General features: G+C 67.5%; 22 protein-coding genes and 1 tRNA gene. 10 read left to right on the top strand and 13 right to left on the bottom strand.

What is annotated here, in order from left to right; translation table 11 throughout:
- Positions 1-16 precede the first annotated feature (16 nt).
- Genes ACSJJU_RS12300 through ACSJJU_RS12290 form a run of 3 tightly spaced genes read right to left on the bottom strand, consistent with a single transcriptional unit; the run spans position 17 to position 2,932 of the window.
- Positions 17-949, bottom strand: coding sequence for a tyrosine recombinase (locus ACSJJU_RS12300; RefSeq protein WP_435915815.1), 933 nt, complete (start codon positions 947-949; stop codon positions 17-19).
- 8 nt (positions 950-957) lie between these two features.
- A complete protein-coding gene (locus ACSJJU_RS12295; protein ID WP_435915813.1) occupies positions 958-2,811 on the bottom strand; it encodes a hypothetical protein in 1,854 nt (617 codons plus the stop codon).
- Positions 2,792-2,932 (bottom strand): hypothetical protein, encoded by a 141-nt coding sequence (locus ACSJJU_RS12290; RefSeq protein ID WP_435915811.1) that lies wholly within the window; start codon positions 2,930-2,932, stop codon positions 2,792-2,794. The genes ACSJJU_RS12295 and ACSJJU_RS12290 overlap by 20 nt, the downstream gene beginning before the upstream one ends.
- Positions 2,933-3,122: 190 nt before the next feature.
- Here ACSJJU_RS12290 and ACSJJU_RS12285 point away from each other — a divergent pair, with 190 nt between their 5' ends.
- The 6 genes from ACSJJU_RS12285 to ACSJJU_RS12260 all read left to right on the top strand — a co-directional run bounded on the left by ACSJJU_RS12285 (position 3,123) and on the right by ACSJJU_RS12260 (position 9,117).
- Positions 3,123-3,704, top strand: coding sequence for a shikimate kinase (locus tag ACSJJU_RS12285; RefSeq protein WP_435915810.1), 582 nt, complete (start codon positions 3,123-3,125; stop codon positions 3,702-3,704).
- Positions 3,701-4,840: a 3-dehydroquinate synthase gene (aroB, locus tag ACSJJU_RS12280; RefSeq protein WP_435915809.1), complete on the top strand. Its 1,140-nt coding sequence runs from the start codon at positions 3,701-3,703 to the stop codon at positions 4,838-4,840. The genes ACSJJU_RS12285 and aroB overlap by 4 nt, the downstream gene beginning before the upstream one ends.
- A 32-nt stretch (positions 4,841-4,872) precedes the next feature.
- On the top strand, positions 4,873-6,087 hold the full coding sequence (locus ACSJJU_RS12275) for an HlyC/CorC family transporter (RefSeq protein WP_435915808.1): 1,215 nt from the start codon (positions 4,873-4,875) through the stop codon (positions 6,085-6,087).
- Positions 6,088-6,373: 286 nt separating this feature from the next.
- The gene (gene fmt / locus ACSJJU_RS12270) at positions 6,374-7,291 is read left to right on the top strand and encodes a methionyl-tRNA formyltransferase (RefSeq protein WP_435915806.1); all 918 of its coding nucleotides are present in this window, start codon (positions 6,374-6,376) and stop codon (positions 7,289-7,291) included.
- Positions 7,292-7,302: 11 nt separating this feature from the next.
- Positions 7,303-8,091: a tRNA pseudouridine(38-40) synthase TruA gene (gene truA / locus ACSJJU_RS12265; protein WP_435915804.1), complete on the top strand. Its 789-nt coding sequence runs from the start codon at positions 7,303-7,305 to the stop codon at positions 8,089-8,091.
- Between the two features lie 255 nt (positions 8,092-8,346).
- Positions 8,347-9,117 (top strand): MHYT domain-containing protein, encoded by a 771-nt coding sequence (locus ACSJJU_RS12260; RefSeq protein ID WP_435915803.1) that lies wholly within the window; start codon positions 8,347-8,349, stop codon positions 9,115-9,117.
- A gap of 19 nt (positions 9,118-9,136) precedes the next feature.
- On the opposite strand, the gene radC is transcribed toward ACSJJU_RS12260, so the two are convergent.
- The 3 genes from radC to sfsA all read right to left on the bottom strand — a co-directional run bounded on the left by radC (position 9,137) and on the right by sfsA (position 11,470).
- Positions 9,137-9,826: a RadC family protein gene (radC, locus tag ACSJJU_RS12255; RefSeq protein WP_435915802.1), complete on the bottom strand. Its 690-nt coding sequence runs from the start codon at positions 9,824-9,826 to the stop codon at positions 9,137-9,139.
- A complete protein-coding gene (map, locus tag ACSJJU_RS12250; protein WP_435915801.1) occupies positions 9,816-10,655 on the bottom strand; it encodes a type I methionyl aminopeptidase in 840 nt (279 codons plus the stop codon). The genes radC and map overlap by 11 nt, the downstream gene beginning before the upstream one ends.
- Before the next feature lie 119 nt (positions 10,656-10,774).
- Positions 10,775-11,470: a DNA/RNA nuclease SfsA gene (sfsA, locus tag ACSJJU_RS12245; protein WP_435915800.1), complete on the bottom strand. Its 696-nt coding sequence runs from the start codon at positions 11,468-11,470 to the stop codon at positions 10,775-10,777.
- A 49-nt stretch (positions 11,471-11,519) separates the two neighbouring features.
- On the opposite strand from sfsA, the gene ACSJJU_RS12240 reads away from it, so the two are divergent.
- From ACSJJU_RS12240 to ACSJJU_RS12230, 3 genes are all read left to right on the top strand, one after another.
- Positions 11,520-12,275, top strand: coding sequence for a competence/damage-inducible protein A (locus ACSJJU_RS12240; RefSeq protein ID WP_435915798.1), 756 nt, complete (start codon positions 11,520-11,522; stop codon positions 12,273-12,275).
- Positions 12,276-12,464: 189 nt separating this feature from the next.
- Entirely contained in the window at positions 12,465-12,827 is a 363-nt protein-coding gene (locus ACSJJU_RS12235; protein ID WP_435915797.1) for a hypothetical protein, read from the top strand.
- A 288-nt stretch (positions 12,828-13,115) separates the two neighbouring features.
- Positions 13,116-13,203, top strand: a tRNA-Leu gene (locus ACSJJU_RS12230).
- A 178-nt stretch (positions 13,204-13,381) separates the two neighbouring features.
- Here the strand turns inward: ACSJJU_RS12230 and ACSJJU_RS12225 are convergent.
- From ACSJJU_RS12225 to ACSJJU_RS12200, 6 genes are all read right to left on the bottom strand, one after another.
- Entirely contained in the window at positions 13,382-14,164 is a 783-nt protein-coding gene (locus tag ACSJJU_RS12225; protein ID WP_435915796.1) for a cupin-like domain-containing protein, read from the bottom strand.
- 192 nt (positions 14,165-14,356) lie between these two features.
- On the bottom strand, positions 14,357-15,439 hold the full coding sequence (locus ACSJJU_RS12220) for an acyltransferase family protein (RefSeq protein WP_435915794.1): 1,083 nt from the start codon (positions 15,437-15,439) through the stop codon (positions 14,357-14,359).
- Between the two features lie 376 nt (positions 15,440-15,815).
- Positions 15,816-16,520: an NnrU family protein gene (locus ACSJJU_RS12215; protein ID WP_435915792.1), complete on the bottom strand. Its 705-nt coding sequence runs from the start codon at positions 16,518-16,520 to the stop codon at positions 15,816-15,818.
- A 143-nt stretch (positions 16,521-16,663) separates the two neighbouring features.
- Positions 16,664-17,974: an amidohydrolase family protein gene (locus ACSJJU_RS12210; protein ID WP_435915790.1), complete on the bottom strand. Its 1,311-nt coding sequence runs from the start codon at positions 17,972-17,974 to the stop codon at positions 16,664-16,666.
- Complete coding sequence (locus tag ACSJJU_RS12205; protein WP_435915789.1) at positions 17,971-19,416, bottom strand: amidohydrolase; 1,446 nt, start codon at positions 19,414-19,416, stop codon at positions 17,971-17,973. Before ACSJJU_RS12205 ends, ACSJJU_RS12210 begins: the two co-directional genes overlap by 4 nt.
- Positions 19,417-19,420: 4 nt before the next feature.
- Entirely contained in the window at positions 19,421-21,160 is a 1,740-nt protein-coding gene (locus tag ACSJJU_RS12200; protein WP_435915787.1) for a peptide MFS transporter, read from the bottom strand.
- Between the two features lie 311 nt (positions 21,161-21,471).
- Between ACSJJU_RS12200 and ACSJJU_RS12195 the strand changes: the two genes are divergently transcribed.
- The gene (locus ACSJJU_RS12195) at positions 21,472-22,065 is read left to right on the top strand and encodes a nitroreductase family protein (RefSeq protein WP_435915786.1); all 594 of its coding nucleotides are present in this window, start codon (positions 21,472-21,474) and stop codon (positions 22,063-22,065) included.
- A 99-nt stretch (positions 22,066-22,164) separates the two neighbouring features.
- Here ACSJJU_RS12195 and ACSJJU_RS12190 read toward each other — a convergent pair whose 3' ends face one another.
- The gene (locus ACSJJU_RS12190) at positions 22,165-25,314 is read right to left on the bottom strand and encodes an efflux RND transporter permease subunit (RefSeq protein ID WP_435915784.1); all 3,150 of its coding nucleotides are present in this window, start codon (positions 25,312-25,314) and stop codon (positions 22,165-22,167) included.
- Between the last annotated feature and the right edge of the window lie 9 nt (positions 25,315-25,323).

Below are 25,323 nucleotides of genomic sequence, written 5' to 3'. Positions count from 1 at the left end.
TCAGAAGCGGGCGACGCTAGCCACGACGCTTCCGCCCGTCAACCGGGCTCGGCATATTAGCAAGCGGGTGCTTCTCGTTAACCAGCTCAACCAGACGCGTCTCCGCCACATGGGTGTAGATCTGCGTTGTAGCGATATCGGCATGGCCGAGCATCTGCTGTAAGGCACGCAAATCCGCACCGTTGTCAAGCAAATGGGTCGCAAAGGCGTGCCGCAGCACGTGGGGAGACAGGCGCTCGGGCGGCACACCGGCCTCCAGCCCCAGCTCCCGAACCAGTTGAAACAAACGAACGCGCGTGAGGTGCCCGGCCTTGCCGCCGGAGGGGAACAGATACCGCGCCTCCTCCGGCACATGGGCGCGCCAGGCTTCCACGGCCGCCAGCGCCCGGCCGGAGAGCGGCACCAACCGCTCCTTGCCGCCCTTGCCCTTGAGGATGATGTAGGGCTTGCCCGGCGCAATGGCGTTGCGCGGCAGGCTCACCAGCTCGGTTGCGCGCAGGCCGGAGCCGTAGAGCAGCTCCATCAGCGCCACCAGCCGCAGGTTGGCGGGCACGGGCGCGCGCTCCAGCCGGGCCCGGGCCGCCTCGAACAGACGGTCCACCTCGTCCCGGCTGAGAGATTTGGGGAGCCGCTGCGCCGGGGCGGGTGCCAGCAGGTCCGCCGCCGGGTTGTCCCGCCGCCACCCCTCGCGGAAGGCGAACAGGAAGAACTGCCTGAGGCACGACAGCTTGCGCGAGACGGACGCGCGCGCCAGCCCCGCCTGCCCGGCCAGCCACGCCCGCAGGTCGTCCGGCCCCGCTGTCAGCAGCCCTCCGTTCAGCGCTTCGCTGACGAGGCGCAGGTCGCGCTCGTAGGCGGCCAGCGTGTTGCGGGCCGCGCCCTTCTCCGAGGCCAGCATGTCGATGAACAGGCCGATCGCGGCAGGGTCGGTGAGGCGGCGGTCGCTCATCGCCCGCTTCAGGCTCCGTTGCGAATCAGGATCTCGGCGGCGATCAGCCCCGCCTCCCGCCGCAGCCCGACGGCGGTCAGCGCCCGCGTGATCTCGTGGAGATAGTCGGGCCGCACCCCGGCGGCGTCCTTGCCGAGGCCCGCCGCGCTCAGCAGGATGACCTCGCCCCGGCGCCGGGACTGCGCTGCCTCGCGCAGCCGCTGGACATAGGCGTTCGCCTCCGGCTCCACCCGCGCCGAACGCGGCAGATCCGCCACCGGCACGAGACCGAGCCCCGAGAGCGCCGCGCCCGCCAGCTGGCGGCGCCGCTTGCGCTCGGCCCGCTCGCCATCCTGCATGTCGTCCCACAGCGTGAACAGGTCGCCCGAGCGGGGCACGCCCTGGTCGGCGGCCGCCACCAGCGGCCACAGCCCCATCAGCGCCGAGCCCGCCTTGGGATTGCGATTCCGCGCCTCGCGCCGGGCCAGATCGTACCAGGCCCGGGCGGCCTTGACCTCGCCCGCCAGCAAGAGCGCGCGGCCCAGCTCGGGCGCGGCCTCAAGGAGAGACGCGGTCACCGGCAGCCGCCGCGCGGCATCGGCCGTCACCAGCAGCATGGCGGCCCGCTCCTGCGGCGTGCGGGCCGAGGCCCACAGCTCGCGCATGGCGGCCAGCCGCGCCTCGGGCGTCCTGGCCGAATAGGCGGTGCGGAGCTTGCCCACCGGCAGCGCCCGGATCGCCGTCTCGTCCAGCAGGGAGGCCTGAAGCGACCACAGGTCGACCAGCTCCCGCGCCGGCAGCGCCCCGTTCACGGCCGCCGTGGGGGCCGCCTCCAGCCGCGCCGCCAGCGGCGCCGCGCCGAGCCGCACCAGCCAGCCCTTCACCGCCGCGTTGGCGCCCTCCAGACGCTGGCGCGGCACCTCGACGCCGCCCGCCAGCGCCATGGCAAGGCGGTAGGTGGTCAGGCGCATGTTCTGCGGCCAGACCGCGTTCACGCCCCGGTCGCCGCCGGCAAGGGTGGTCGCCACCACCTCGGCGAGCTGAATGTCGAACGCCTTGGCGGTGTGGTTCTCGCGCTCCCGGTCCAGCGTCAGCGCCGCGCCCGCGTCATCGCCCTGCAAGGCGGCGCACACGGCGGAGGCCAGCGGCCACACCGGATCGGCGGAGACCGTAATGCCCGTCTGCACCATCGGGCACAGCCCCGCCACGTCCCCCGCCGCCAGGTGGGCCTGCGGGGCCACATCGAACATGCGGCGGGTGAAGCTGGTCACCGGCACCTGCGCCACCAGACGGCGCGCGCCCTCGGCCTCGCCCATCCGCAGCAGCAGATGGGCCCGCTCGGCCACGAAGTTGGAGGGCAGCACGCCTTGCGGCGTCGGCGTGCGCGACAGCAGCGCGCGGCGCAGCAGCACATGGGCCCAGCGCGACGCGGTGGGGGCGGACTGCCCCTTCATGAAATCCCGCAGGAACGGCCCGCTCGACCCCGCCCACAGGGTCTCGTCGAACCCGCCCGTCGCCGGACCGTGCACGCCGATCCGGTCGGATGCCGTGAGAAGGGTCACGCCCCGGCTCCGCGGCAGGGACGGCTCGGGCGGCACGGCCTCCGGCGCCGCCAGCGCCCCGTCCCCGGCCTCGGGCGTCTCCCCGCTGCCGGACTGCGCCTCGCCTGCGGGCGCGGATTCGGGCGCCGGTGCGGGTTCCGCCACCGGTGGCGGCGGCGGCGGCGCGAAGGTGCCCGCCGGCAGCAGCGATTTGGGCGCGCTGGACGGCGGCGCGGGCGCCGTCTGCTGCGCGGCGACAGGCGGGACGGACCCGCCCGCGGCCAGCGCCGTTACCAGAACTGCAAGGGCGGAAACGGTGGCCTTAAGCCCCAAGGTTCTCATTCGGAATGACCTTCTCGACCCGCTCCTGCGGCGGCGGCATGTCGGCGACGCCGAAATAGACGGTTGCGCCAATCACGATCAGGAGCAACAGGCCCAGAAGGATCGACAATATTCGCCCCATGATACCCTTACCTTTGTGCGACACGTCGTTCGAACACCCTGACGACGCAATGACGCTTGACCGTGGCCTTCCGATTTTTCGCCTTTGCGGCGGCCGAAGGCCGGTTCTGTGCGCGGCCGGGCTTGGCCGTCCGCCTCTCCCGTGTGTATAGCGATGCTGACCCATGACCAAAAGTGAAAGTTGACGCAGCTTGGCGAAGACCTATCCCCCGCGAAGAAAGACCCAGCCACCGCGCCGTCGTGGCCTGCTGGCCAAGCCCATCGTCCTTGTGGGGCTGATGGGCGTGGGCAAGTCGACCATCGGCCGGCGTCTGGCCAGCCGCCTCAACCTGCCGTTCGTTGACGCGGACGAGGAAATCGAGCGCGCCGCCGGGCTGACCATTACGGAGATCTTTGAGCGTTACGGGGAAGAAACCTTCCGCGACGGCGAGCGACGCGTCATCCGCCGCCTGCTGGACGGCAGCGTGAAGGTGATCGCCACGGGCGGCGGCGCGTTCGTGCAGGATGAGACCCGCCAGCTCATCCTCGAACAGTCCATCGCCGTGTGGATCGACGCGGACATCGACATTCTGGTCGAACGCACCTCGCGCCGCAACACGCGGCCCCTGCTGCGCACGGGCGACCCGAAGGAGATTCTCACCCGTCTCGCCGGCACGCGCTCGCCCTACTACGCCAAGGCGCCCATTCACATCCGCAGCGGGCGCGGCCCGCACGACGCGGCGGTCGATGCCATCATCACCGCCCTTCACCGCCAGGGATACCTGACCAAATGACCGATACCGTCTCCAGCCCGAACGGTCCCGCCCGCACCCGCATCGACATCAACCTCGGAGAGCGCAGCTATCCCATCCTCATCGGCGAGGAGCTGCTGGACGAGGCGGGCGCGCACCTAGCCCCGCTGCTGCCGCGCAAGCGCACGGTCATCGTCACCGACGAGAACGTGGCCGAGCTTCACCTCCAGCGCCTGCTGGACTCCTGCGCCGGGGCGGGCATCGAGGCCGAGCCGGTGGTGCTGCCGGCGGGCGAGGCGTCCAAATCCTTCCCGCATCTGGAATGGCTCGCCGGGCAGCTGCTGGAGCTGGGCATCGAGCGCAAGGACGCCGTCGTCGCGCTGGGCGGCGGGGTGATCGGCGACCTGGTGGGCTTCGCCGCCGCCATCCTGCGCCGCGGCTGCCCGTTCGTGCAGATCCCGACCACCCTGCTCTCGCAGGTGGATTCGTCCGTCGGCGGCAAGACCGGCATCAACACGCCCCAGGGCAAGAACCTGATCGGCGCGTTCCACCAGCCCAAACTGGTGCTCATCGACACGGACATCATCGACACCCTGCCGCGCCGCGAGCTGCTGGCAGGCTATGCGGAAATCGTCAAATACGGCCTCATCAACGACGCCGGCTTCTTCGCCTGGCTGGAGGAGAACGGCAAGGACGTGCTGGCGGGCGACCCGGTCAAGCGGGCCCACGCCATCGCCGTCAGCTGCCGCGCCAAGGCCGCCGTGGTGGAGGCGGACGAGTTCGAGACCAAGGGCACCCGGGCCCTCCTCAACCTCGGCCACACCTTCGGCCACGCGCTGGAGGCGGAGAAGGGCTACAGCGGCGACCTGCTCCACGGCGAGGGCGTGGCGCTCGGCATGGTGCTGGCGTTCGAACTCTCCGTCGAGATGGGGCTCTGCCCGCCGGAGGATCTGGAGCGGGTGCGCCGCCATCTCGATTCGGTCGGCCTGCCGACCACGCTCAAGCAGGTGGGGCTCGACGGCATGGGCGAGACGCTGGTTGCCCACATGGCGCAGGACAAGAAGATGGAGGCGGGACGCCTCACCTTCATCCTCGCGCGCGGCATCGGCCAGTCCTACCTCGAACGCGGTGTGGACATGGAGCAGGTGAAAGCCCTGCTCAACCGTCCCTCCGCCTGAGCGGACGCGCGGTTCCACGGTAGAGCGCCGCCATGACCCTGGCAGACACCGCCGCCCTTGGCACCGCCTTCGCGCTGATCCTGCTCTCCGCCGTGCTGGAGACGGCGGGGATGAGCCTTGCAGGCGCCTCCCCGGCCCGCATTCTGCGTCTGGCGCGGGAGGGCAACCGCCGCGCCCAGCGGGCCGAGAAGCTGCTGGGCCAGCGCGACCGGCTCAACCGCGCCGCCATACTGGGCGCGGTGCTGCTCAACACCTTCGCCGCCGCGCTCGCCACCTTCGCGCTGGTGGACAGCTTCGGCCCCTTCGCCATCCTCTATGCGGCGCTCAGCGTCACGGTACTGCTGTTCCTGTTCGCCGAGGTGCTGCCGCGCGCCATCGCGCCGGTCCGCCCCGAGCCGCTGGCGCTCATGCTCGCGCCGGTGCTCGATGTCTGCGCCCGGCCGCTGGGGCCGCTCGCCGACGGGCTGGCCCGCCTCGTCAGCCGCCCGGTCTCCCGCCTCCACGGCGAGGGCGACACAGGCGCGGGCGAGGCCATCCGCCGCCTCGAAGGCATGATCGACCTGGACGAGACCCTCGTCGATGACGTGATGGTCCATCGCCGCGCCATGGAGATGATCGACATCGCCACGCCGCCCGAACAGGTGGTGCGGCAGGTCGTGCGCTCGCGCCATACCCGCCTGCCGGTCTACCGCGACGACCCGGACAACATCATCGGCGTCCTCCACAGCAAGAATCTGCTGCGGGCGCTGGCCAAGCGCGGGGCCACCCCCGCCACCCTCGTCATCGGCAAGCTGCTGAGCCCGCCGTGGTTCGTGCCCAACACCACCTCCTTGCGCGAGCAGCTCAAGGCCTTCATCGCCCGCCGCTCCCAGTTCGCCCTCGTCGTCGATGAATACGGCAGCCTCCAGGGCCTCATCACGCTGGCCGACATCCTGGCGCAGGTGCTGGGCGACATCACCGACGACAAGGACCGCCCGCTGCCGCCGGGCGTCACCCTGCACGACGACGGCAGCCTGACCATGGAAGGCACCGTCACCATCCGCGACCTCAACCGCCGCTTCGGCTGGGACCTGCCCGAACACGAGGCCACCACCATCGCCGGGCTGCTCATCAGCGCCGCCCGCGTCATCCCGGTGAAGGGCCAGAGCTTCACCTTCTACGGCCTGCGCTTCGACGTGCTGGAACGCCGCCGCAACCAGATCACCCAGCTGCGCCTCACCCCGCTGAGCCACGAAACGGGGGCCTGAACAGACCCATTTCTTTTGCAGGAGGGGCTTACCCCTCCTGCACCTCCCTGCGTTTTGCCGGGCCGCGTTTCCGGCGCGCACGGGAAACACGGCCCAATTCCCTTTTGAAAACGAAGGGGACGTGCGCGTGATGACGGGCGCGGCGTGCCATACGAAGGGGTGCAGGGGTCCAAGACCCCTGCAAAAAGAAAACAAAAGCCTTTAGATAGCCCGACAGGGAAACAACCCCACAGACAGCCCGACCGCGCCGGACCGAAGGCGCATCACTCACGAGGAACGACCCGCCATGCGCCTTGCCTTCATGGGAACGCCGGATTTTGCCGTTGCCGCGCTCGATGCCCTTCATGCGGCCGGCCACGAGATCGTGTGCGTCTACACCCAGCCGCCGCGCCCGGCGAACCGGGGCAAGTCGCTGACGCCGACGCCGGTGCACCAGCGGGCGGAGGCGCTGGGGATCGAGGTGCGCCATCCCCTGAAGCTGCGCGGGCAGCAGGCGGAGCTGGAGGCCTTCCGCGCGCTCGATCTCGACGTGGCGGTGGTGGCGGCCTATGGCCTCATCCTGCCGCAGGAGGTGCTGGACGCGCCGAAGTTCGGCTGCCTCAACATCCACGCCTCCCTGCTGCCGCGCTGGCGGGGTGCCGCCCCCATCCACCGCGCCATCGAGGCGGGCGACGCGGAAACCGGCATCACCATCATGCAAATGGACGCAGGGCTCGACACCGGCGCGATGCTGCTGAAGCGGGCAACGCCCATCGGGGCGGACGAGACCACCCCCGAGCTGCACGACCGGCTCGCCGCCATGGGCGCGGAGATGATCGTCGAGGCGCTGGAGACGCTGCCCTCCCTCACGCCCGAGCCCCAACCCGCCGAGGGCGTCACCTACGCCTCCAAGATCGACAAGGCGGAGGCGAAGCTGGACTTCGCCCAACCCGCCGCCGCCCTTGAGCGCAAGGTGCGGGCGCTGGTCCCCTTCCCCGGCGCCTATGCCGAATACGAGGGCGAGCGCATCAAGATCCTGAAGGCCGAGGTCGCCCCCGGCAAACCGGGCGCCGCGCCCGGCACGGTGACCGACGACCGCCTCGCCATTCAGACCGGCGAGGGCGCGCTGCGTCCGCTGGTGCTCCAGCGGGCGGGCAAGCAGGCGCTGGATCTGGAGACCTTCCTGCGCGGCTTTCCCATTCCCTCGGGCGCGCGCTTCGGCTAAGGCAGCGCGCCATGACCCGTTTCCGCCTGCTTGTCGAGTTCGATGGCCGCCCGTTCATGGGCTGGCAATTTCAGGACCATGGCCCCTCGGTGCAGGGCGCGCTGGAAGAGGCCGTCTACAAGGTCACCCAGGAGGAGGCCCAGGTCGTCGCCGCCGGGCGGACGGACGCGGGCGTGCACGCGCTCGGCATGACCGCGCATGTGGATATCGAGAAGCCGTTCACGCCCTTCAAGCTGCGGGAGGCGCTGAACGCCCGCCTGCGCCCCGACCCGGTCGCCGTGCTGGCATGCGAGATCGCGGAGCCCGAGTTTCACGCCCGCTTCTCCGCCACCCGCCGCCGCTATCGCTATCGCATCATCAACCGCCGCGCGCCGCTCACCTTCGACAAGGGCCTCGCCTGGCAGGTGGCCGTGCCGCTGGACCACGAGGCCATGCACGAGGCCGCGCAAATCCTCGTCGGCCGGCACGACTTCACCACCTTCCGCTCGGTCCATTGCCAGTCCGCCTCCCCGCTCAAGACGCTGGACCGGCTGGACGTCTCCCGCCACGGCGAGGAAGTCGTGATCGAGGCGGAGGCGCGCTCCTTCCTGCACCATCAGGTGCGCTCCATGGTCGGCTGCCTCAAGCTGGTGGGCGAAGGCAAGTGGACCGCGCGCGATCTCGAAAACGCGCTTCACGCCCGCGACCGCGCCGCGCTCGGTTTCAACGCGCCGCCCGATGGACTTTATTTCGTCGAAGCCGGCTACGAGCCCCGCCCCTTCCCCGCAGACGCCGAACCCATCGAGGAAGACGACGAATAACGCCCGCCTCAAGGGCGCTCGAAGCAGTGCAAAAAAGATTTCTACCGGTAACCATTAATACTGGACTGGCAATAATTTTTACTTAAAATCATTTCTCGTACAACAGTCATAATTCTCGCCATAACTTTTCCAGCCCCCCCTGTTTTTGCGGCTCTTTTTACAATATATTCATCAATAATTAACGTTTTCAGACGGTAACTGACTCCCTGCCGGTCCATCGGTGGACTCTGCTGAAACGGGGGGAGCAGATTCACAATGAACGCGATCATCGACTGTCTGGCCTACCAGCATGACCTGAAACTCGTCGTGGTGGCGGCCGTCATCTGTCTGGTGTCGAGCCTTCTGACCATGACCCTGCTCAGCGGGTGCCGTGACCTGGGCCGCGAGGCGGACGCCGGCCGCCTCATGGCCGCCATTGCCGTCTGCGCCATCGGCGTCTGGGCCACCCATTTTGTGGCGATCCTGGCCTACGACACGGGCTCGCCGGTGCGTTACAACCCGGGAATCACCGCCCTTTCGGCCGGCATCTCGCTGATGACCGTCGGTTGCGGCCTCTATCTCAGCGCCTACTACAATTCCGTCGTGTCCTACGCCCTCGGCGGCGCGTACTGCGGCCTCGGCATTGCGGAAATGCACCTGCTCGGCATGTTCGCCATTCGCTCCGAGCGCTGGATGATCCTGGACACGCCGTCCACGCTGATCGCCATCGGAGCGGGCTGCGCGATCGCTGCGGGTGCCATGGCGACCCTCGTCTGCTTCCGCTCGCGCTGGCGGGTTCCGGCCTCCGGCCTGCTGATGGTCGTGGCCGTGTGCTGTCTGCACTTCATTTCGATGACCTGGACCCGCTTTGTCCCGTCGCCATATGCCGACGAGGTGGGCCGTGGCCTCGACAGCACCCTGCTCGCCGTGCTGGTCTTCTCGCTGTGGGCCGGTATCGGGGGGCTGGCGGCCTCCCGCCACCTGCGGCGGCCGCAGCAGGACGCGGATGACATCCTTGCGGACGGAGCCCTTCCGGCGGCGGCCTGAGGCCGCCGCTTCCGCCCCGTCACAACAAACCAAGCGTCTTGAAGCTCTTGAACCCGCTTTTGCCCACGATCACGTGATCGTGCACCGTGATGCCGAGGCGGCGGGCCGTCTCGGCGATCTCCCTGGTCATGCGGATATCATCCTGCGAGGGCGCCGGATCGCCCGAGGGGTGGTTGTGGGCCAGAATGAGCCCGGTCGCGCCGATATCGAGCGCCCGCTTCATGATCTCGCGCACATAGACGGCGGCGTGGCTCACCGTGCCGTGGGACATCACGTCATCGCGGATGATCATGTTGCGGCTGTTGAGAAACAGCACCCGGAAGCGCTCGCGGATGCCGTGGGCCATGTCCACGTGGAGATAGTCGAGAAGCGACTGCCAGCTGGAGAGCACCGGCTGCTTGTGCACCGCCGCCTGCTTCATGCGCACGGCGGAGGCCTCGACAAACTTGATCGCCGCCACCGCCGCCTCGCTGAGGCCCGCCGCCCGCAGCACATCCGGCTCGGCGGCGAGGACGGAGGAATAGCTGCCGAAGGTGGCGATGAGCCACTTGGCCAGCGGCTTGGTATCCCGGCGCGGGATGCCCAGCGCGAGGATGTATTCCAGCAGTTCGTGATCGTGGAAGGCGTCGGCTCCGCCGGTCAGCAGCCGCTCGCGCAGCCGCTGGCGATGACCGACGCCATACCCCGGATCATCCGCCTCAGACATCATACGGCGGTGCGTTGAGCCCCGCCGGCGAAAGGGTGAAGATCTCGCACCCGGTCTCGGTGATGCCGATCATGTGCTCGAACTGGGCGGAGAGCGAGCGGTCCCGCGTCACCGCGGTCCAGCCATCATCCAGCACCTTCACGTCCGGCTTGCCGAGATTGATCATCGGCTCGATGGTGAAGAACATCCCCGGCTTCAGCACCGGGCCGGTGCCCGGCTTGCCGACATGGATGACATTGGGCGCTTCATGGAACACCCGGCCGATGCCGTGGCCGCAGAAATCCCGCACCACCGAGTAGCGCTGGGACTCCGCGTAGGTCTGGATCACGTGGCCGATGTCGCCCAGCGTGTTGCCTGGCTTCGCCATCTCGATGCCGCGCATCAGGCACTCGTAGGTGACCTCCACCAGCTTGCGCGCCTTCAGGGGCACGTTGCCGACGAGGAACATGCGGCTGGTGTCGCCGTGCCAGCCGTTCAGGATCACCGTCACGTCGATGTTGACGATGTCCCCGTCCTTCAGCCGCTTGGCGCCGGGGATGCCGTGGCAGACCACATGGTTGGCCGAGATGCAGATGGACTTGGGGAAGCCCCGGTAGAACAGCGGCGCGGGCACGCCGCCGCGGGCGATGATGAACTCGTAGGCCGCCCGGTCGAGGTCGTCGGTCAGCACGTTCGGCTTCACCATGGGGGTGAGGTAGTCCAGAACCTCCGCCGCCAGCCGCCCGGCCGCGCGCATGCCCTCGAAATCCTCGGGACGGTGAATGCGAATGGAGGAAGCCGGGGCGTACTCGTCCACTTCCTCGTCCGTATCGATATCGATGTCCGTATTCATAAACCTCTCCTTCGCCCCTCTGCCGCCGTCCTGCAAGTCCCTTGAGGTCGGATCAACCAATCGGCAAGGCCAGCCGTTTCACCTGTTCTGGTAAGGGGGCGCCCCAGAGCACCACCGGTCTAGAGCGCCACCGGCACCGCGCCATGCAGCCGGATCTCCTCGGGCGTGACGACGCAGGCATAGGCGTAGGCCTCGACGCCCGCCGCCCGGGCCTTGGCCAGCATCTCCGCATAGGCCGGGTCGATGTCCGCCGCGACGGCAAAACAGTCGCAGTCGTTGCGCTGGATGAGATAGAGCATCACCGCCCGGTGGCCCGCCGCCACCTGCTCGGCCAGCTCCGCCAGATGCTTGGTGCCGCGCGCCGTCACCGAGTCGGGGAATTCCGCCCGCCCCTCGCGCCGCAGGGTCACGTTCTTCACCTCGACGAAGCAGGTGCCCCGACCGCCCTCCAGCAGCAGGTCGATGCGGCTGTTCCGGCCGTAGGGCACCTCGCGGCGCACGGACTCATACCCCGCCAGCTCGGGGATCTGCCCGGCCCGGACGGCATCCTCCACGATGCGGTTGGGGTGGCTGGTGTTGATGCCGACGAGGCAGTCCCCGCATTCCTCCGCCTCCCAGCGCCAGGCCAGCTTGGCCTTGGGATTGCGGTTGGGGGAAAGCCACACCCGGCTGCCGGGCACGGCCAGCCCCATCATCGAGCCCGAATTGGCGCAGTGGGCGGTGACCACTTCGCCGGTCTCCAGTTCCACATCGGCCAGGAACCGCTTGTAGCGCCGCACGAGCTTGGCCGGAACCAGCATCTCTTCGAAACGCATGAGCTTTTTCAGCCTCCCCAACGCCAGGCTTTTCCATTAAACCTGAGCCATGACCTCGCCCGATCGCATCTACACCGCCGCCCTTGTCATTATCGGCGATGAGATTCTCTCCGGCCGCACCCAGGATGCGAACCTCGCCTACCTTGCCAAGTGGCTCAATGTCCAGGGAATCCGCCTCGCCCACGCCCGCGTGGTGCCGGATGTGGAAGCCGAGATCGTGGAGGCGGTGAACGCCTGCCGGGCGCGGCATGACTATGTGTTCACCACCGGCGGCATCGGCCCCACCCACGACGACATCACCATCGACGCCATCGCCCGGGCGTTCGGCGTCTCCGTCGTCATCCACCCGGAAGCGGAGGAGATGCTGCGCGCCTACTATGGCGGCACCCTGACGGACGCCCGCCTGCGCATGGCCCGGGTGCCGGAAGGGGCGGAGCTGATCCCCAACGAACTGAGCGCCGCGCCCGGCATCCGCATCGGCAACGTCTACATCCTCGCGGGCGTGCCGGGCGTTGCCCGCGCCATGCTCCAGGCGCTGGAAGGCCGCCTCAAGGGCGGCAAGCCCGTGCTGTCCCGCACCATCGGCGCGAAGGTGGGCGAGAGCACCGTCGCGGACCTGCTGCGCTCCACCGAGGCGGCCTTCCCCGGCGTGCAGGTGGGCAGCTACCCGTTCTGGCGCAATGGTGAGCCCAACGCGAACTTCGTGATCCGCTCCACCGACCCGGAAGCGATGAACGCGGCCGCCGAGACCATTCTCAAGGGTTTGGCCGAGATGGGCCTGAGCCCGGTGGACGGCGAGATCTAGCCCCCGAACCCGCCGGAATTTCCCGGTTTCCCACCGCTTTCCGACGCCTCTCGTTTCTTGCCGCAAACAGCGGCGGGCGCCCGCTTGCGCGCCCTCTGTCCAAGACGTTTTCACAGCCAGGGACCGTTCAGCCTCGGTTCAGCCGGCCAACCATTAAATGAGGGCAACAGTTAATTGGAGGTCTTTCCCATGCGTAGCCTCAGAACAGTTGTCGCCGCCGTCGTTACTGCCAGCATCGCGCTGGGCGCGGCCGCCCCGGCGTTCGCTGGAGACCACCGCCGGCACGGGCACAAGCCTGAGCGCGTCGTGGTGATCGATCGTCGTGACCGCCATCACCATGCTCCGCCGCCGCGCAAGGTGGTCTATGTGAAGGAGCGCCACCATCACGCCCCGCCGCCCCGGGTGGTCTACGTGAGGGACCGTGGCTACGACCGTCACCACCATCACCACTATTACGAGCGCCGCGACAAGAACAACACCGGCGAAGTCCTGCTGGGCATCGGCCTGGGCGCGGCCGCGCTGGCCGGCGTCCTCGCCGCCACCAACAACTAGGCCGCCCAACCCCAAGGCAATAGCCCCCTGGGCGACAGGCCGGACGTCGGACGGGATTCACGAGCCCCCCTCTCCCTTCCGTCCGACGCTGCCCATCCGACGCTGATGCCTGGAGCGGCCCCTGATCTGGAGCGGCAGTGCCTGCCCGATGGCGCGGGCCTTGCCTCTCCTCTCCGTCTTACGCCCCCGCGTAAGCCCCCGGCCGGGGCGTGGCGTAATCTCACGCCCCGGCTTCCCTTCCCGTTCTCCCCACTCTATAAGTTTTCGCCAATTCAGCCGTAACCGGCTGCCCACGTGGCGAAATGGTAGACGCAAGGGACTTAAAATCCCTCGATCCGCGAGGGTCGTGTCGGTTCGAGTCCGACCGTGGGCACCACGCAGCATGTTGCGTCTTCCGTCATCGGGATCTCGGGACAAAGGGTTAGCGCAAGGATAGCGCAAGGACGCCGCGCCCCGGCGCGCGCGTCGCTTCCCGACGCCGCCTGAACATCTTCAAGCGCGCCAGTTTGCCGGAGGATGCGGCGGGAGCGCGGCGGCAGATGCCGCCCCGCCCCTCAGCTCGCGAACTTCAGCTTCAGCTGGTAGAGGTCTTTCTTCAGCTTGGTCTTGCGCTCCTGTGCGGGCGTCATCTCCGGCCAGAAGTTGACCATCATCGAGGTCTCGACGTTGAGCACGAAGTGCGCCCAGTGCTCGGGCAGATAGAGCATCTCACCGGCGTTCAGCGTCACCTCGACAGCCTTCGCCCGGGCGAACAGCGGGAACTTGTTCAGGTCCACCTTGCGCGGATCGCTGATGCTGCTCCACGCCGGACTGTAGTCGCGCATGTAGAGCCAGGGAATCTGGCTGGGCGCGAACAGGATGAAGTGCTTGCGCCCGATGTACTGGCAGATGAGGTTGTCCCGGCTGTCGTAATGCAGCGGGGTGGCCGACCCCTTCGGCCCGAACCACAGGCGCGGCGCATCGAACTTCTGCCCATCGAAGCATTGCGGCGCCTTGAGGCCCAGGGCCTCGAACTGCTCCCAGGTCAACGGCGTGTTGCCGGAGTAGTGGGGCAGCGCGGACCCGTCCGCCGCCGTCGCCGCTCCTTGCTCCCAGGGGCGGATGTGCTCCTCGATATAGCGGGACAGCGGCATCTCCTCATACCGCCGTTCCTTGATGTTCAGGTAGTTGCCGCTGCGCACACTGACGGGAATGTCACCCGGGCCCGGCCGGGTGAGGTCATCGAGCGTCAGGTTGCGGCCGCTGAACAGCGGACTGCCCGTGATGATGACGGGAGCGGCCCGCTGGACGAAATAGGTGTTGAACACCTCCCACGGCGGGTTCTCCACCCTTGGCACGTGCGAGATGGTTGGAAGTCGCGAAAAATGACGCCGCTGAAGAAAACTCCAGACCGTCATACCCCCTCCTGAAAAACTCCTGCCGTCCCGAATGCATCACGATGACGGCAACAGGACAGCATCAAATGTTATGCAGAGGGCGCTCCGCATACAAGCCGGATCGCCCCGCATTAGACCTTTTATTTCCTTGACTTATGCGCCAACCAGCTGACGGCTGTGACGCGGGAAGACCTTCTGCACCCCCCAGATGATGGCAACGGACACCGCCAGCACCATCAATGCGTGCAGCAGGAACAGCAGCACGCTCGGCGGGAACAGGGCCGTGGACGCTTCACCCGCCCATTCCTTGCCCGCCGCCTTCGTCCACAACAGGCGGAAAGCGGAGATGAAATAGGCATGGACGAAAAAGATGCCGAAGCTCACATGGGCCACGTAGTCGAGCCGCGAGCCGATTCTGTCCACCAGCGCCTTGAACAGGACGATCAGCACGGGACACATGGCGAGCTTGAACAGCATCTGCAAATCCCCGCGCGCGGGCGGTGCCACGACCAGCATCACGTAACAGGCGACGGCGACCGCCAGCAGGGGCACCAGCAGCATCTGCCCGAGCCGCTCGCCTTCCTTGCGGAAATGGCTGAACGCCATGCCGTAGAGATAGGCCGGCAGAAGGTATACCGCCTTGTTGACCGGCCCCCACGGCCCGTCGCGCCCCAGGGTGACGGACAGCGCCACCAGCAGCGGCAAGATCCAGTAGAGCACCGGCCTGCGGTCCAGCGCCAGCAGCAGCGGCGCGGCCAGATAGAACAGGGTGATTGTGGGCACGAACCAGAGCGGCTCAAGATGCTTGCCGGTCAGGTAGAACAGGCCGATCTGCTGCCAGGCGGGCAGGCCGTAGAACCAGCGCCACATGCCCTCCTGCGGGATGAACCACACCGAGATGATGATCGCCGGAATGGAAACCAGGAAATAGGGCAGCAGCACCGTCTTGAACTTCTGCGTCAGGTAGCGCCCGTAGCTGAACCGGGGAGAGAGGAACTGGAACAGGTAGCCGGCGATGAAGAAGAAGTAGATCGACGCCTGGTTGCAGAAGGAGTCGATCAGCTCACCGGCCATTGGCGCGCTCTTCCAGTCAAAACTGGGCACCGAGTGCGCGCCCACGATCAGGCAGATGGCAACGGCCCGGAAGATGTGAATGTGCTGCTGAAACGTGCCCGAACGGCTAGCGGGTTCGGCCGCCTGCGGCTGGGCCGGTATGACCTCGGCTGTGGTTCCCATGGAAATGGTCTCGCTTCTATCCGTCACCAACCGGCGGACAGGGCCACGCCCGCCGCCTCAACGCCGCAACCACGCGCCTTCAAACCGGAAGCCCCCCCCGCTCCAAATAGAGGGCACACACTGTTTGGCGACGCCCCGCCACCGGGACCTCACCGCTCCCTTGGCCGGCGCCAGACGCTTTTACACCCTGCAACGTCCTTTGCATGCAAGCCCTTTCCTCGGCTCCCGCGCCATTGGCCCGAAGGGCAAGCAATTTCCCGGCCAACTCATTTTTGTTGACCGCTCAAAGGTTTACGAAGGAACTTTTGCAGAAGTGTAAACGAATCCGACAGTGACCCCGGCGGAAGCGGCGCCGGCCGGCGGTCCGCACGCTGGCTCAGGGGGCGAACACCTTCACGCCGAACAGCACCTCATGGAAGTAGAGGAGCACCACGAACAGGGAGATCCCGCCCACCGTCACCAGCCAGCCCGGCCAGGCACTGCGCCAGGAGAGGCGGCCGCTGAGCTGGGCGGCGAAGGGCAAATAGGCGGTTGCCGCGGCGAAACCCTGCCAGGCCGGGCCGAATTCGACGGCCTTGCGGCGGTCCTGCAACGCCGCGCCGACAAGCGCGAGGATGCCGATGCCAAGGCACAGGAACACCGTCGCCGCATCCCCGTTGGCAAGGGCATGGCTGAATGCCCACAGGGCGAAGGCCCACATCATGGGATGGCGGGTGATGGCAACAACACCCCGGGGCGCCTCGCCAAGGCGCGACGGGGGTGCGGCTGCTTCGCCGTGGGGGCCGTCCATCCGCACACTGGCGGGACTGGGCTGGAGGAGGGAGCCGACGAACAGCACCAGCGCCACCAGCATCAGAACGGCGGCCAGCGGATGCGAAAACGCCGGTGGTTCCCAAAGGTAAACCACCGGCGCCTTGCTGTAGGCCAGGATGACCCAGGCCAGGGTTCCGAAGGCGACCAGGGTGTAGATCCCGAGGAAGCCCCGCTGCCCCGCCGCCCGGATCAGGGGCTGGCGCAAGGGGTGGGACAGGAGGAAGTGGCTCCCCACGAACGCAAGCAAAGCCATGACCAGCTGCGTCATACCTGTCCCCTCCCGTGGCCGGCGCTGCCAGGGCGACCGCCGCAAACCGCCGATCGTCCCGGAGTGCCTTCCGTCTTCCAAACGCTTGCCGCCTCCGGTTCGTTCAGAAGACCTTGCCCGCACCCTGCGGGCGTGCGCCATCCTCAGTAGTTGTATTGCGGCGGCAGGTTCGCCTCACCCCGGAGCACGCTCAGGTAGCGGTCCCGCAGCTTGGTCTGCCGCGACTCCAGCTTCACTTCCTTGCCCGCGATGAGCACGTTGGTCGGCGCCTGGCGCAGGTCGAACGGATCGCCGCTCCACACCACAACGTCGGCCGTCTTGCCGGGCTCCAGCGTGCCGAGCTGCTTGTCCACGCCGAAGATCCGGGCCGGGTTGAGCGTCACGGTCTTCAGGGCGTCCTCCCAGTTGAGGCCGGTGCCGCCCGGAACGCGCGACTGACCCACCAGGTTGGCCGCATCCTGCACCACCAGACGGGCCTGGTGCGCCTCATCGCGCGCCATCGTGCCCAGCGCCACCGTGACGCCCGCGGCCGCCATGCGGCCCACGTTGTTCATGGTGGAGCCCAGCTGCTCGAACGTGGTCGGCAGGTTCTGGAGCGCATTGACGATGACCGGAATGCGGGCCGCCGCCAGCTCGCTGGCGACCATCCAGCCCTCGGACGCACCGAGGATGACGATCTGGAGCTTCGGGAACTCCTTGCGCAGACCGATCACGTTGCGGATGTCCACGGCGCGCTCGGCCCACACCAGCACCGGCATCTCGCCGTTCAGCACCGGCCGCAGGGCTTCCAGATCCACCCGGTTATAGACCGGCGCCCGCCCGCCCCCGGTGGCGACGAAGTTCGCCTTGGAGAGGTCGCGCGCTTCCTTGAGGGCGTTGATGAACTGGGCGTAGGCCGCCGGACGCGAGCCGCCGCCCACCTCGCCGCCGTGCTCGCCGAGCGCCACGAACTGGAAGGCGCGCGGCTTGAACACCAGGTCAGCCGCATCCCCCAGCTGGATGAGGGCGCCCTGACCGCCGAACACCGTCTGGCTCGGCTGCGGCGACACCACGGCGCGGGTCACGCCCTCGACGCGCGTCACCGCAATCGGCACCGCCTTCGGGTTGATGGCGTAGCTCACGTCGAGCGAGGCCGTGTAGCTGGAGGCGCTGGTGCGGATGTCGTTGCTTTCGCGCACCGCTCCCACGTCCGCCAGGCCCAGCGCCGTGAAGGCGTTGAACAGACCCGGCGTGACCTGCTTGCCCTGCGCGTCGATGACGCGGGCGTCAGCGGGAACCTGCACGTTCTGGCCGACCGCGACGATCTTGCCGTCGCGGATCACGACCGTGCCATTCTCGATGGGTTGCGGGTTCGCCACGGTGTGCACCGTGCCGCCCACGATGGCAATGGTTTCAGCCTGGACCGCGGTCGCACCGCCGGCCAGGGCCAGGGCAATTACAGCCGCCCGCATCATTTCGCGTCTCCTTCGCCGGGCTGACCCAGTTCAAAGTCAGAGACCGGGCGCATCTTCGGATTGTTGGCATCGAACAGCAGGGCGCCGTCGATCCACACCTTCTCGGCGCGGGAGTAGGCGCTGAACGGATCCCCGTTCCACAGCACCACGTCCGCCATCTTGCCGGACTCCAGGCTGCCAGTCTTGTCGGCGATGCCGAGCGCCTTGGCCGGGTTGAGGCTCAGCCACTGCCAGGCCTCGGCCTCGGAGATGTTGATGCCGACGCGGCGGCCCGCGCCCAGGGCCTTGGCGGCTTCCTGATTGAGGCGCTGCACGCCGTTCGGGTCATCCGAGTGCACGATGGCGCAGCCGCCGGCGGCATGCATGAAGGGGATGTTCTCCTTGATGCCGTCGTAGCCTTCCATCTTGAAGCCCCACCAGTCGGCCCACATGGCCGCGCAGATGTTTTCCTTGGCCAGCAGATCGGCGATCTTGTAGCCCTCGACCGCGTGATGGAAGGCGGTGACCTTGTAGCCGAACTCCTTCGACATATCGATCACGTTGGCCATCTCGTCCGCGCGGTAGCAGTGGTTGTGGACGAGAATGTCGCCCGAGAGCACGCCCGCGAGGGTTTCGAGCTGAAGATCGCGGGACGGTGCGTCCGCCTTCTCGCCCTTCTCCACCTTCTCGTAGTAGGCGTCCCACTTGCGCTTGTATTCCTGCGCCTTGGCCCAGGTCTGGCGGTCCAGCGCGATGTTGCCCATGCGGCTGCCCGGCATGCGGCCCTTGCCGCCATAGACGCGCTTCGGGTTCTCGCCGCAGGCCATCTTCAGGCCATAGGGCGCGCCGGGGAACTTCATGCCCTGCATGGTGCGCGCAGGGACCAGCTTCAGCGTCACGGAGCGGCCGCCGAACAGGTTGGCGGAACCGGGCAGGATCTGCACCGTGGTCACACCCGCCGCCAGGGCGCGGGTGAACTGGGGATCCTGCGGCCACACGCCATGCTCGGCCCAGACTTCGGAGGTCACCGGACCGGTGATCTCGTTGCCGTCGGCATGGGCCTGGACTTCCGGCGCCGGATAGTCGCCCATGTGGCTGTGCGCGTCGATGACGCCCGGCGTCACCCACTTGCCTCGGCCGTCGATGACCAGCGCATCGGCGGGCGCGTCAACGGTCTGGCCGACCGCGACGATCTTGCCGCCCTGCATCAGGATTTCGCCATTCTCGATCTGGCCGCCCTTGCCGTCCAGAATCGTTGCCCCCCGGATGAGTGTGGTCACGCTGGGATACGCCTTGTAGGTCGAGGGGAACGGATCCTGGTTGATCCGCACCACCTTGCCCTCAGCCGCAGCGCTTGCCCCGGCCTTGCTCGCGGCCGCCGCCTGGCCGCCACCGGTTTGACCGGTGGTGGCGCAGGCGCCGAGCGCGATCAGCGCACTCATCGTCAATAGAATGTGCTTCATCGTCTCAGTTTACTCCATGCATACCGCGCTTGAGCAGCGGCGAGATGACCAGCATGAACACCCCGAAGCCGACAGCGAACAGACCCACCTCGTTGAAGGTCTGGGCATAGATCGCCAGGGATTCATGCGGGTTGACGACGCCACCGACAGACTCAACGGCGGCGCGCTCACTGATGAGGCCAACGACATATTGGCCGAGCGAGGTCGACAAGAACCACATGCCCATCATCAGGCCGACGACGCGCGGCGCCGACAGCTTGGTGATCATGGACAGGCCCACGGGCGACAGGCACAGCTCGCCCATGGTGTGCAGCAGGTAGGCCGCCGCAAGCCAGATGAGCGCCACCTGGCCGTTGCCGTCGGCGGTCTTCATGGCCCAGACCAGCAGCAGGAAGCCGAGGCCCACCTGCACCAGACCCAGCGAGAACTTCACCGGGGTGGAGGGCTCCAGACCGCGCTTCTGCAGGGCCGTCCAGAACAGGGCGAACACCGGCGCCAGGGTGACGACGAACAGGGCGTTGAAGAACTGCACCTGGTCGGCGGGCATGACCCAGCCGAACACCTCGCGGTCCGTATTGCGGTCAGCGAACAGGGTCAGGGTGGTGCCCGCCTGCTCGAACAGCGACCAGAACACGATGGTGGACATGCTGAGCACCACCGCGACGATCATGCGGTTGCGCTCCACGGTGCCGCACTTGAGCACCGCGTAGAGGATCATGGCGATGTAGGAGCCGAAGCCGAAGGTGGCGAGCAGGATGCCCACCAGCTCGTTCTGCTGCACCAGAATCCACGCCGGCACCAGCGCCGCGAAGGCCAGCACGTAGATGGTCCAGCGCAGATTGAGGCCGGCGAACAGCTTCCTGGTCAGCGCCTGCGGATTGGGCGGCTCGCCATAGCCCGCCATGATGCGGTCGTTGAAGGTGGCAACGGCCCAGGCGATGGTCATGCCGACGCCCGCCGCGGCGAAGGCCACGTCGAAGCCGAAGTTCTGGCGCAGGTTGGGCAGCAGGATCTGGCCCAGAACCGAGCCGACGTTGATGCCGATGTAGAAGATGTAGAAGCCGCTTTCGCGCCGCTTGTCCTGGGGCTCGTAGAGATCGCCCACCACGGTCGAGATGTTCGGCTTGAAGAAGCCGTTGCCGATGATGACAAGCGAGAGCGACAGATACATCAGGTAGAGGAAGACCTGGTTGCGCTCGACCGGCAGGCTGAAGCTGCCGCTCGGCAGAACGGTTTCCCTGGCCGCGGCGCCGTCCGCGTCCCCGGCGCTCCTCAGGATGACGCTGCCCTGCGTGCCGGGCACCAGACGCATACGCTCGCCATCGATGGTGACGTATTGCTCGGTCCGGTCGTTGCCCACATTGACAATCTGGATCTCATAGCGACCGGTGTCATATTCGAGAAACTGTTTGGTTTGCGGTCCGCCGAAGGCCAGTCCGAAGTACCCCATCATCATCAGGATGGCGCCGAACTTGACCGCACCGCGCGAGCCAAGGAACCGGTCGGCGATCATGCCGCCGATCAGCGGAGTCAGGTACACGAGCGCCGTGTAGCTGGCGTAGATGCCCGCCGCCTGGCGATCGTCGAACAGGAAGTGCTTGGTCAGGTACAGGATGAGGATGGCCCTCATGCCGTAGTAGCCGAAGCGCTCCCACATCTCCGTGGTAAAGCAGACGAGAAGCTGTCGCGGGTGGCCAAGCCATGTGCCCGCTCGGGAAGCAGCAGCGCCGCCCTCTGTTGTCATTGGGATCTCCCTGAGGTTGTCGAACCGCCCGTTGGTTAGGCTCCGTCGCCCTGGGGCGAATGGCTCAACCTATAAAGCCAGTGGTAGCTCGACAATACTGTCGGTCGTCGGGCCGAACACGTTAGGACCTCTCCCCCCCAATTGCCCCTTGGAATTCGCTGGCGGCGTAACTGAGCAGATGAACAGAAGATGAACCACAAGCGTTGCGATAAAGCGCTCCCTGGCCACGATGGACAGCAGGTTGACGCACCGCCTGCACATGCTAGCTGTGCAGGCCTGAGTTCCAAGTTCTGCCCCGGGAAGGCCTGTTCATGACCGTTCTGAACGATCGCACCTCCGCCATGAGCCTGCTGCTCACCCGCCGCTCCGCCAAGGCGCGGGACCTGGTCGAGCCCGGCCCGGGCGAGGCGGAGCTGCGCCAGATCCTCACCGCCGGCGTGCGCGTGCCCGATCATGGCAAGCTCGCCCCGTGGCACTTCATCGTCATCCCGAAGGGGCAGCGGGACGCCTTCGCCGAGGGACTCGTCGCCGCGCTCAAGGCGGACAAGCCGGAGGCGTCGGAGGTGGATCTGGCCGGCGCCCGCCAGTTCGCCCATCAGGCCCCCGTGCTCGTCGCCGTTCTCAGCCGCCCGCGCCGGGACGTGCCCATCCCGCTCTGGGAGCAGGAGCTGTCCGCCGGGGCCGTCTGCCAGAACCTGCTGCTGGCCGCCCATGCGCTCGGCTATCACGCCAACTGGCTGACCTCCTGGCCCGCCTTCTCGGACCCGGTCCTGCATCTGCTGGGCGGCGCGCCGGGCGACCGGATCGCCGGTTTCGTCTTCATCGGCACCAGCAGCCGCCCGCCGGAGGAGCGCCCCCGCCCGGACCTCGACTCCATCATGACGGTGTGGTCCCCCGCCGCCTGAGGCGGGACGCCAAACAGAACAGCGCCGCAAACGAACAAAAGAAAAAGCAGGCGAAGCCGGTGGCCTCGCCTGCCCAGGTTGCCGTAAAGCGGTCGCCAGCTATTCGGCTGCGGCCGTCATCGGCCGGGGCTCGGCGCTCACGGCAGCGTCCCTGCCGTCCTCGCCCCTGCCGTCCCCAATCGTGCTGATATCGCCGGGCCGGGTCGCCAGCAGCCCGCCCAGCCTGCGGCCCAGCCACTTCTCGATGTCGTCCACCACCGTGAAGGCGGCCGGCACGATCACCAGCGTCAGCACGGTCGAGCTGATGAGGCCGCCGATCACCGACACCGCCATGGGCGCGCGGAAGGAGGTATCCGCGCCAAGGCCGATGGCGATCGGCAGCATGCCCGCGATCATGGCGATGGTGGTCATCACGATCGGCTGGGCGCGCTTGTGGCCGGCCTCGATCAGCGCCGTCGCCCGGTCCTTGCCGAGGCGGATCTCCTCGATGGCGAAGTCCACCAGCAGAATGGAGTTCTTGGCGACGATGCCGAAGAGCATGAGGATGCCGATGAACACCGGCATGGTGATCTCGAACCCGCAGAGGATGAGGGCAATGAACGCGCCGCCCGGGGCCAGCAGCAGCGAGCCCAGGTTCACGAAGGGCTGGAAGGCGCGCTTGTAGAGCAGCACCATCACGGCCAGCACCAGCATGATGCCGGTCGCCAGGGCGGTGATGAAGTTGTTCATCATCTCCTGCTGGAACTCGTCGTTGCCCGCAAGGATGCGGCGCACGCCCTGCGGCAGGTTCTTCAGCGTCGGCAGGTTCTTCACATGCTCCAGCGCCACGCCCTGCGGCACGCCCTTCACGTCCGCCTCGATGACCACGCGGCGGCTCTGGTTGAAGCGGCGGATGGAGGTCGGACCCTGGCCGAAGCTGATGTCCGCCACCGACTTCAGCGGCACCCAGCGGCCGTCATTGGTCGGCACCGGCAGGTTCTCCAGCGTCGTCATGTCCGTGCGCGCGCCCTCGGCCAGGCTCACCCGGATCGGCACCTGACGGTCCGACAGCGAGAACTTGGCCAGATTCTGCGGCACGTCGCCCATGGTGGCGATGCGCACGGTCTGGCTCAGCGCCGAGACCGACACGCCCATCTCCGCCGCCAGGTCGAAGCGCGGCTTGATGATGATCTCCGGGCGCTGCAGGTCGCCGTTGATGCGCGGATCATGCAGGCTGGGCAGGGCGCGCATTTCCTCGACGATCTGGTGCGCGGTCTTCTCCAGCAGCACCGGGTCGTCACCGCCGATCACCACCGAGATGTCGCGCCCGAAGCCGCCGCTCTGGCTCTGGAAGTTGATGCGGGCGTCTGGAATGGCGGCGAGCTTGGGCGCCAGCTCCTGCTCGATCTCCTTCTGCGTCTGATCGCGCTTGTTGCCCGGGGTCAGGGTGATGAACAGGCTGGCCTTGCGCAGGTCGCCCGCGTCCTCGCCCAGGATCTCGAAGATGCTGACCACTTCCGGGTGCTGCTTCACGATGCGGCCCGCCTCGGCGGAGACGCGGGCCGTGTCTTCCAGACGCGAGCCCGGCGGCAGCTCGATATTGACGACAGAGACCACGTCGTCGATCGGCGGCATGTAGCTGACCGACATCTGGGTGGCGATGAAGATGGAGAGGACGAAGAACGCCGCACCGCCGCCCAGCGTGAGCCAGCGATGCCGCAGCGACCAGCGCAGCACGTCCAGATACTTGTGCATCATCGGACCGTTGGCGTGGCCATGGCCCTTCGGCGCGTCGGACGGCTTCAGGAAGTAGGCGGCAATCAGCGGCGTGATGAGGCGCGCCACCAGCAGCGACATGAACACCGCCACCGCGACCGTGATGCCGAACTCCTTGAACAGCTCGCCGGTCACGCCGCTCATCAGACCCACCGGCAGGAACACCACCACGATGGACATGGTGGTGGCGACCACCGCGAGGCCGATCTCGTCCGCCGCGTCCATGGCCGCCCGGAACGGCGACTTGCCCATGCGCATGTGGCGCACGATGTTCTCGATCTCCACGATGGCGTCGTCCACCAGGATGCCCGCCACCAGCGACAGCGCCAGGAGGGACACCTGGTTGAGCGTGAAGCCCAGCATGTTCATGATGAGGAAGGTGGGAATGGCCGACAGGGGAATGGCCAGCGCCGAGATGAAGGTCGCCCGCCAGTCCCGCAGGAAGCAGAACACCACCACGACCGCCAGGATCGAGCCTTCGACCAGCGCCCACAGGGCCGAGTTGTAGTTGGCCTTGGTGTAATTGACGGTGGTGAAGAACTCCTCGATCTTCACCTTCGGGTTTTCCTGCTGGATCTTGGCCAGCTCCTTGTGCATCACCTCATAGACGGCCACGTCCGACGAGCCCCGGGCGCGGCTCACGCCAAAGGCGGTGACGATCTTGCCATTGTTGCGGGTCAGGCTGCGCAGCTCGCCCACGCCGTCGCGCACCTGCGCGATGTCCTTGAGGCGCACCACCTTGCCGCCCGGTGCGATGATGCGGGTCTCGGCCAGTTGCTCGGCGGTCTTCGCGCCGCCCAGCACGCGCACCGACTGCTCCGCGCCGCCCACTTCCGTGCGGCCGCCCGGCGCATCGAGGTTGAGCATCCGCAGCTGCCGGTTCACTTCCGCTGCCGACAGGCCCATGGCCTGAAGCCGGGCGGGCTCCAGATCAATGCGGATCTCGCGGGAGACGCCGCCGATGCGCTGCACCTGCGCCACGCCGTCCAGCGTGAGGAGGCGCTTGGCGATGGTGCTGTCCACGAACCAGCTCAGCTCCTCCGGCGTCATGTCGGTGGTGCTGACGGTGAGGTAGGCGAGCGCCCCGCCCTCCACGTTGAGACGCTGCACATCGGGCTCCAGAATATCCTCGGGCAGCTCCGAGCGCACCCGCGTCAGCGCGTCGCGCACGTCGTTGACCGCCCGGTCGATGGGCGTGCCGATCTGGAACTCCACGATGATGTGGGCCGCGCCCTCGACGGTGCGGGAGGTCAGGCTGTGAATGCTGCCGACGCTGGCGATCGCGCCTTCGACGATCTGCGTCACCTGCGTCTCCATTTCCGTGGGCGACGCGCCGGGCTGGCTGATCGTCACCTGCACGCCGGGAAAGGCGACATCAGGCATGTTGTTGATGGGCAGCCGCAGAAAGGCGATCAGACCCATGACCGTGAGAATGATGAACAGGACGATCGGAGGGATCGGATTGCGGATCGCCCAGGCGGAAATGTTTTTCATGGGAGACCT

The sequence above is a fragment of the Pedomonas sp. V897 genome, assembly GCF_051304405.1.
Taxonomy (GTDB): Bacteria; Pseudomonadota; Alphaproteobacteria; order Sphingomonadales; family Sphingomonadaceae; genus Pedomonas.
Note: the sequence above shows the minus strand (reverse complement) of the source record. Positions and strands in the feature narration are given on the sequence as shown.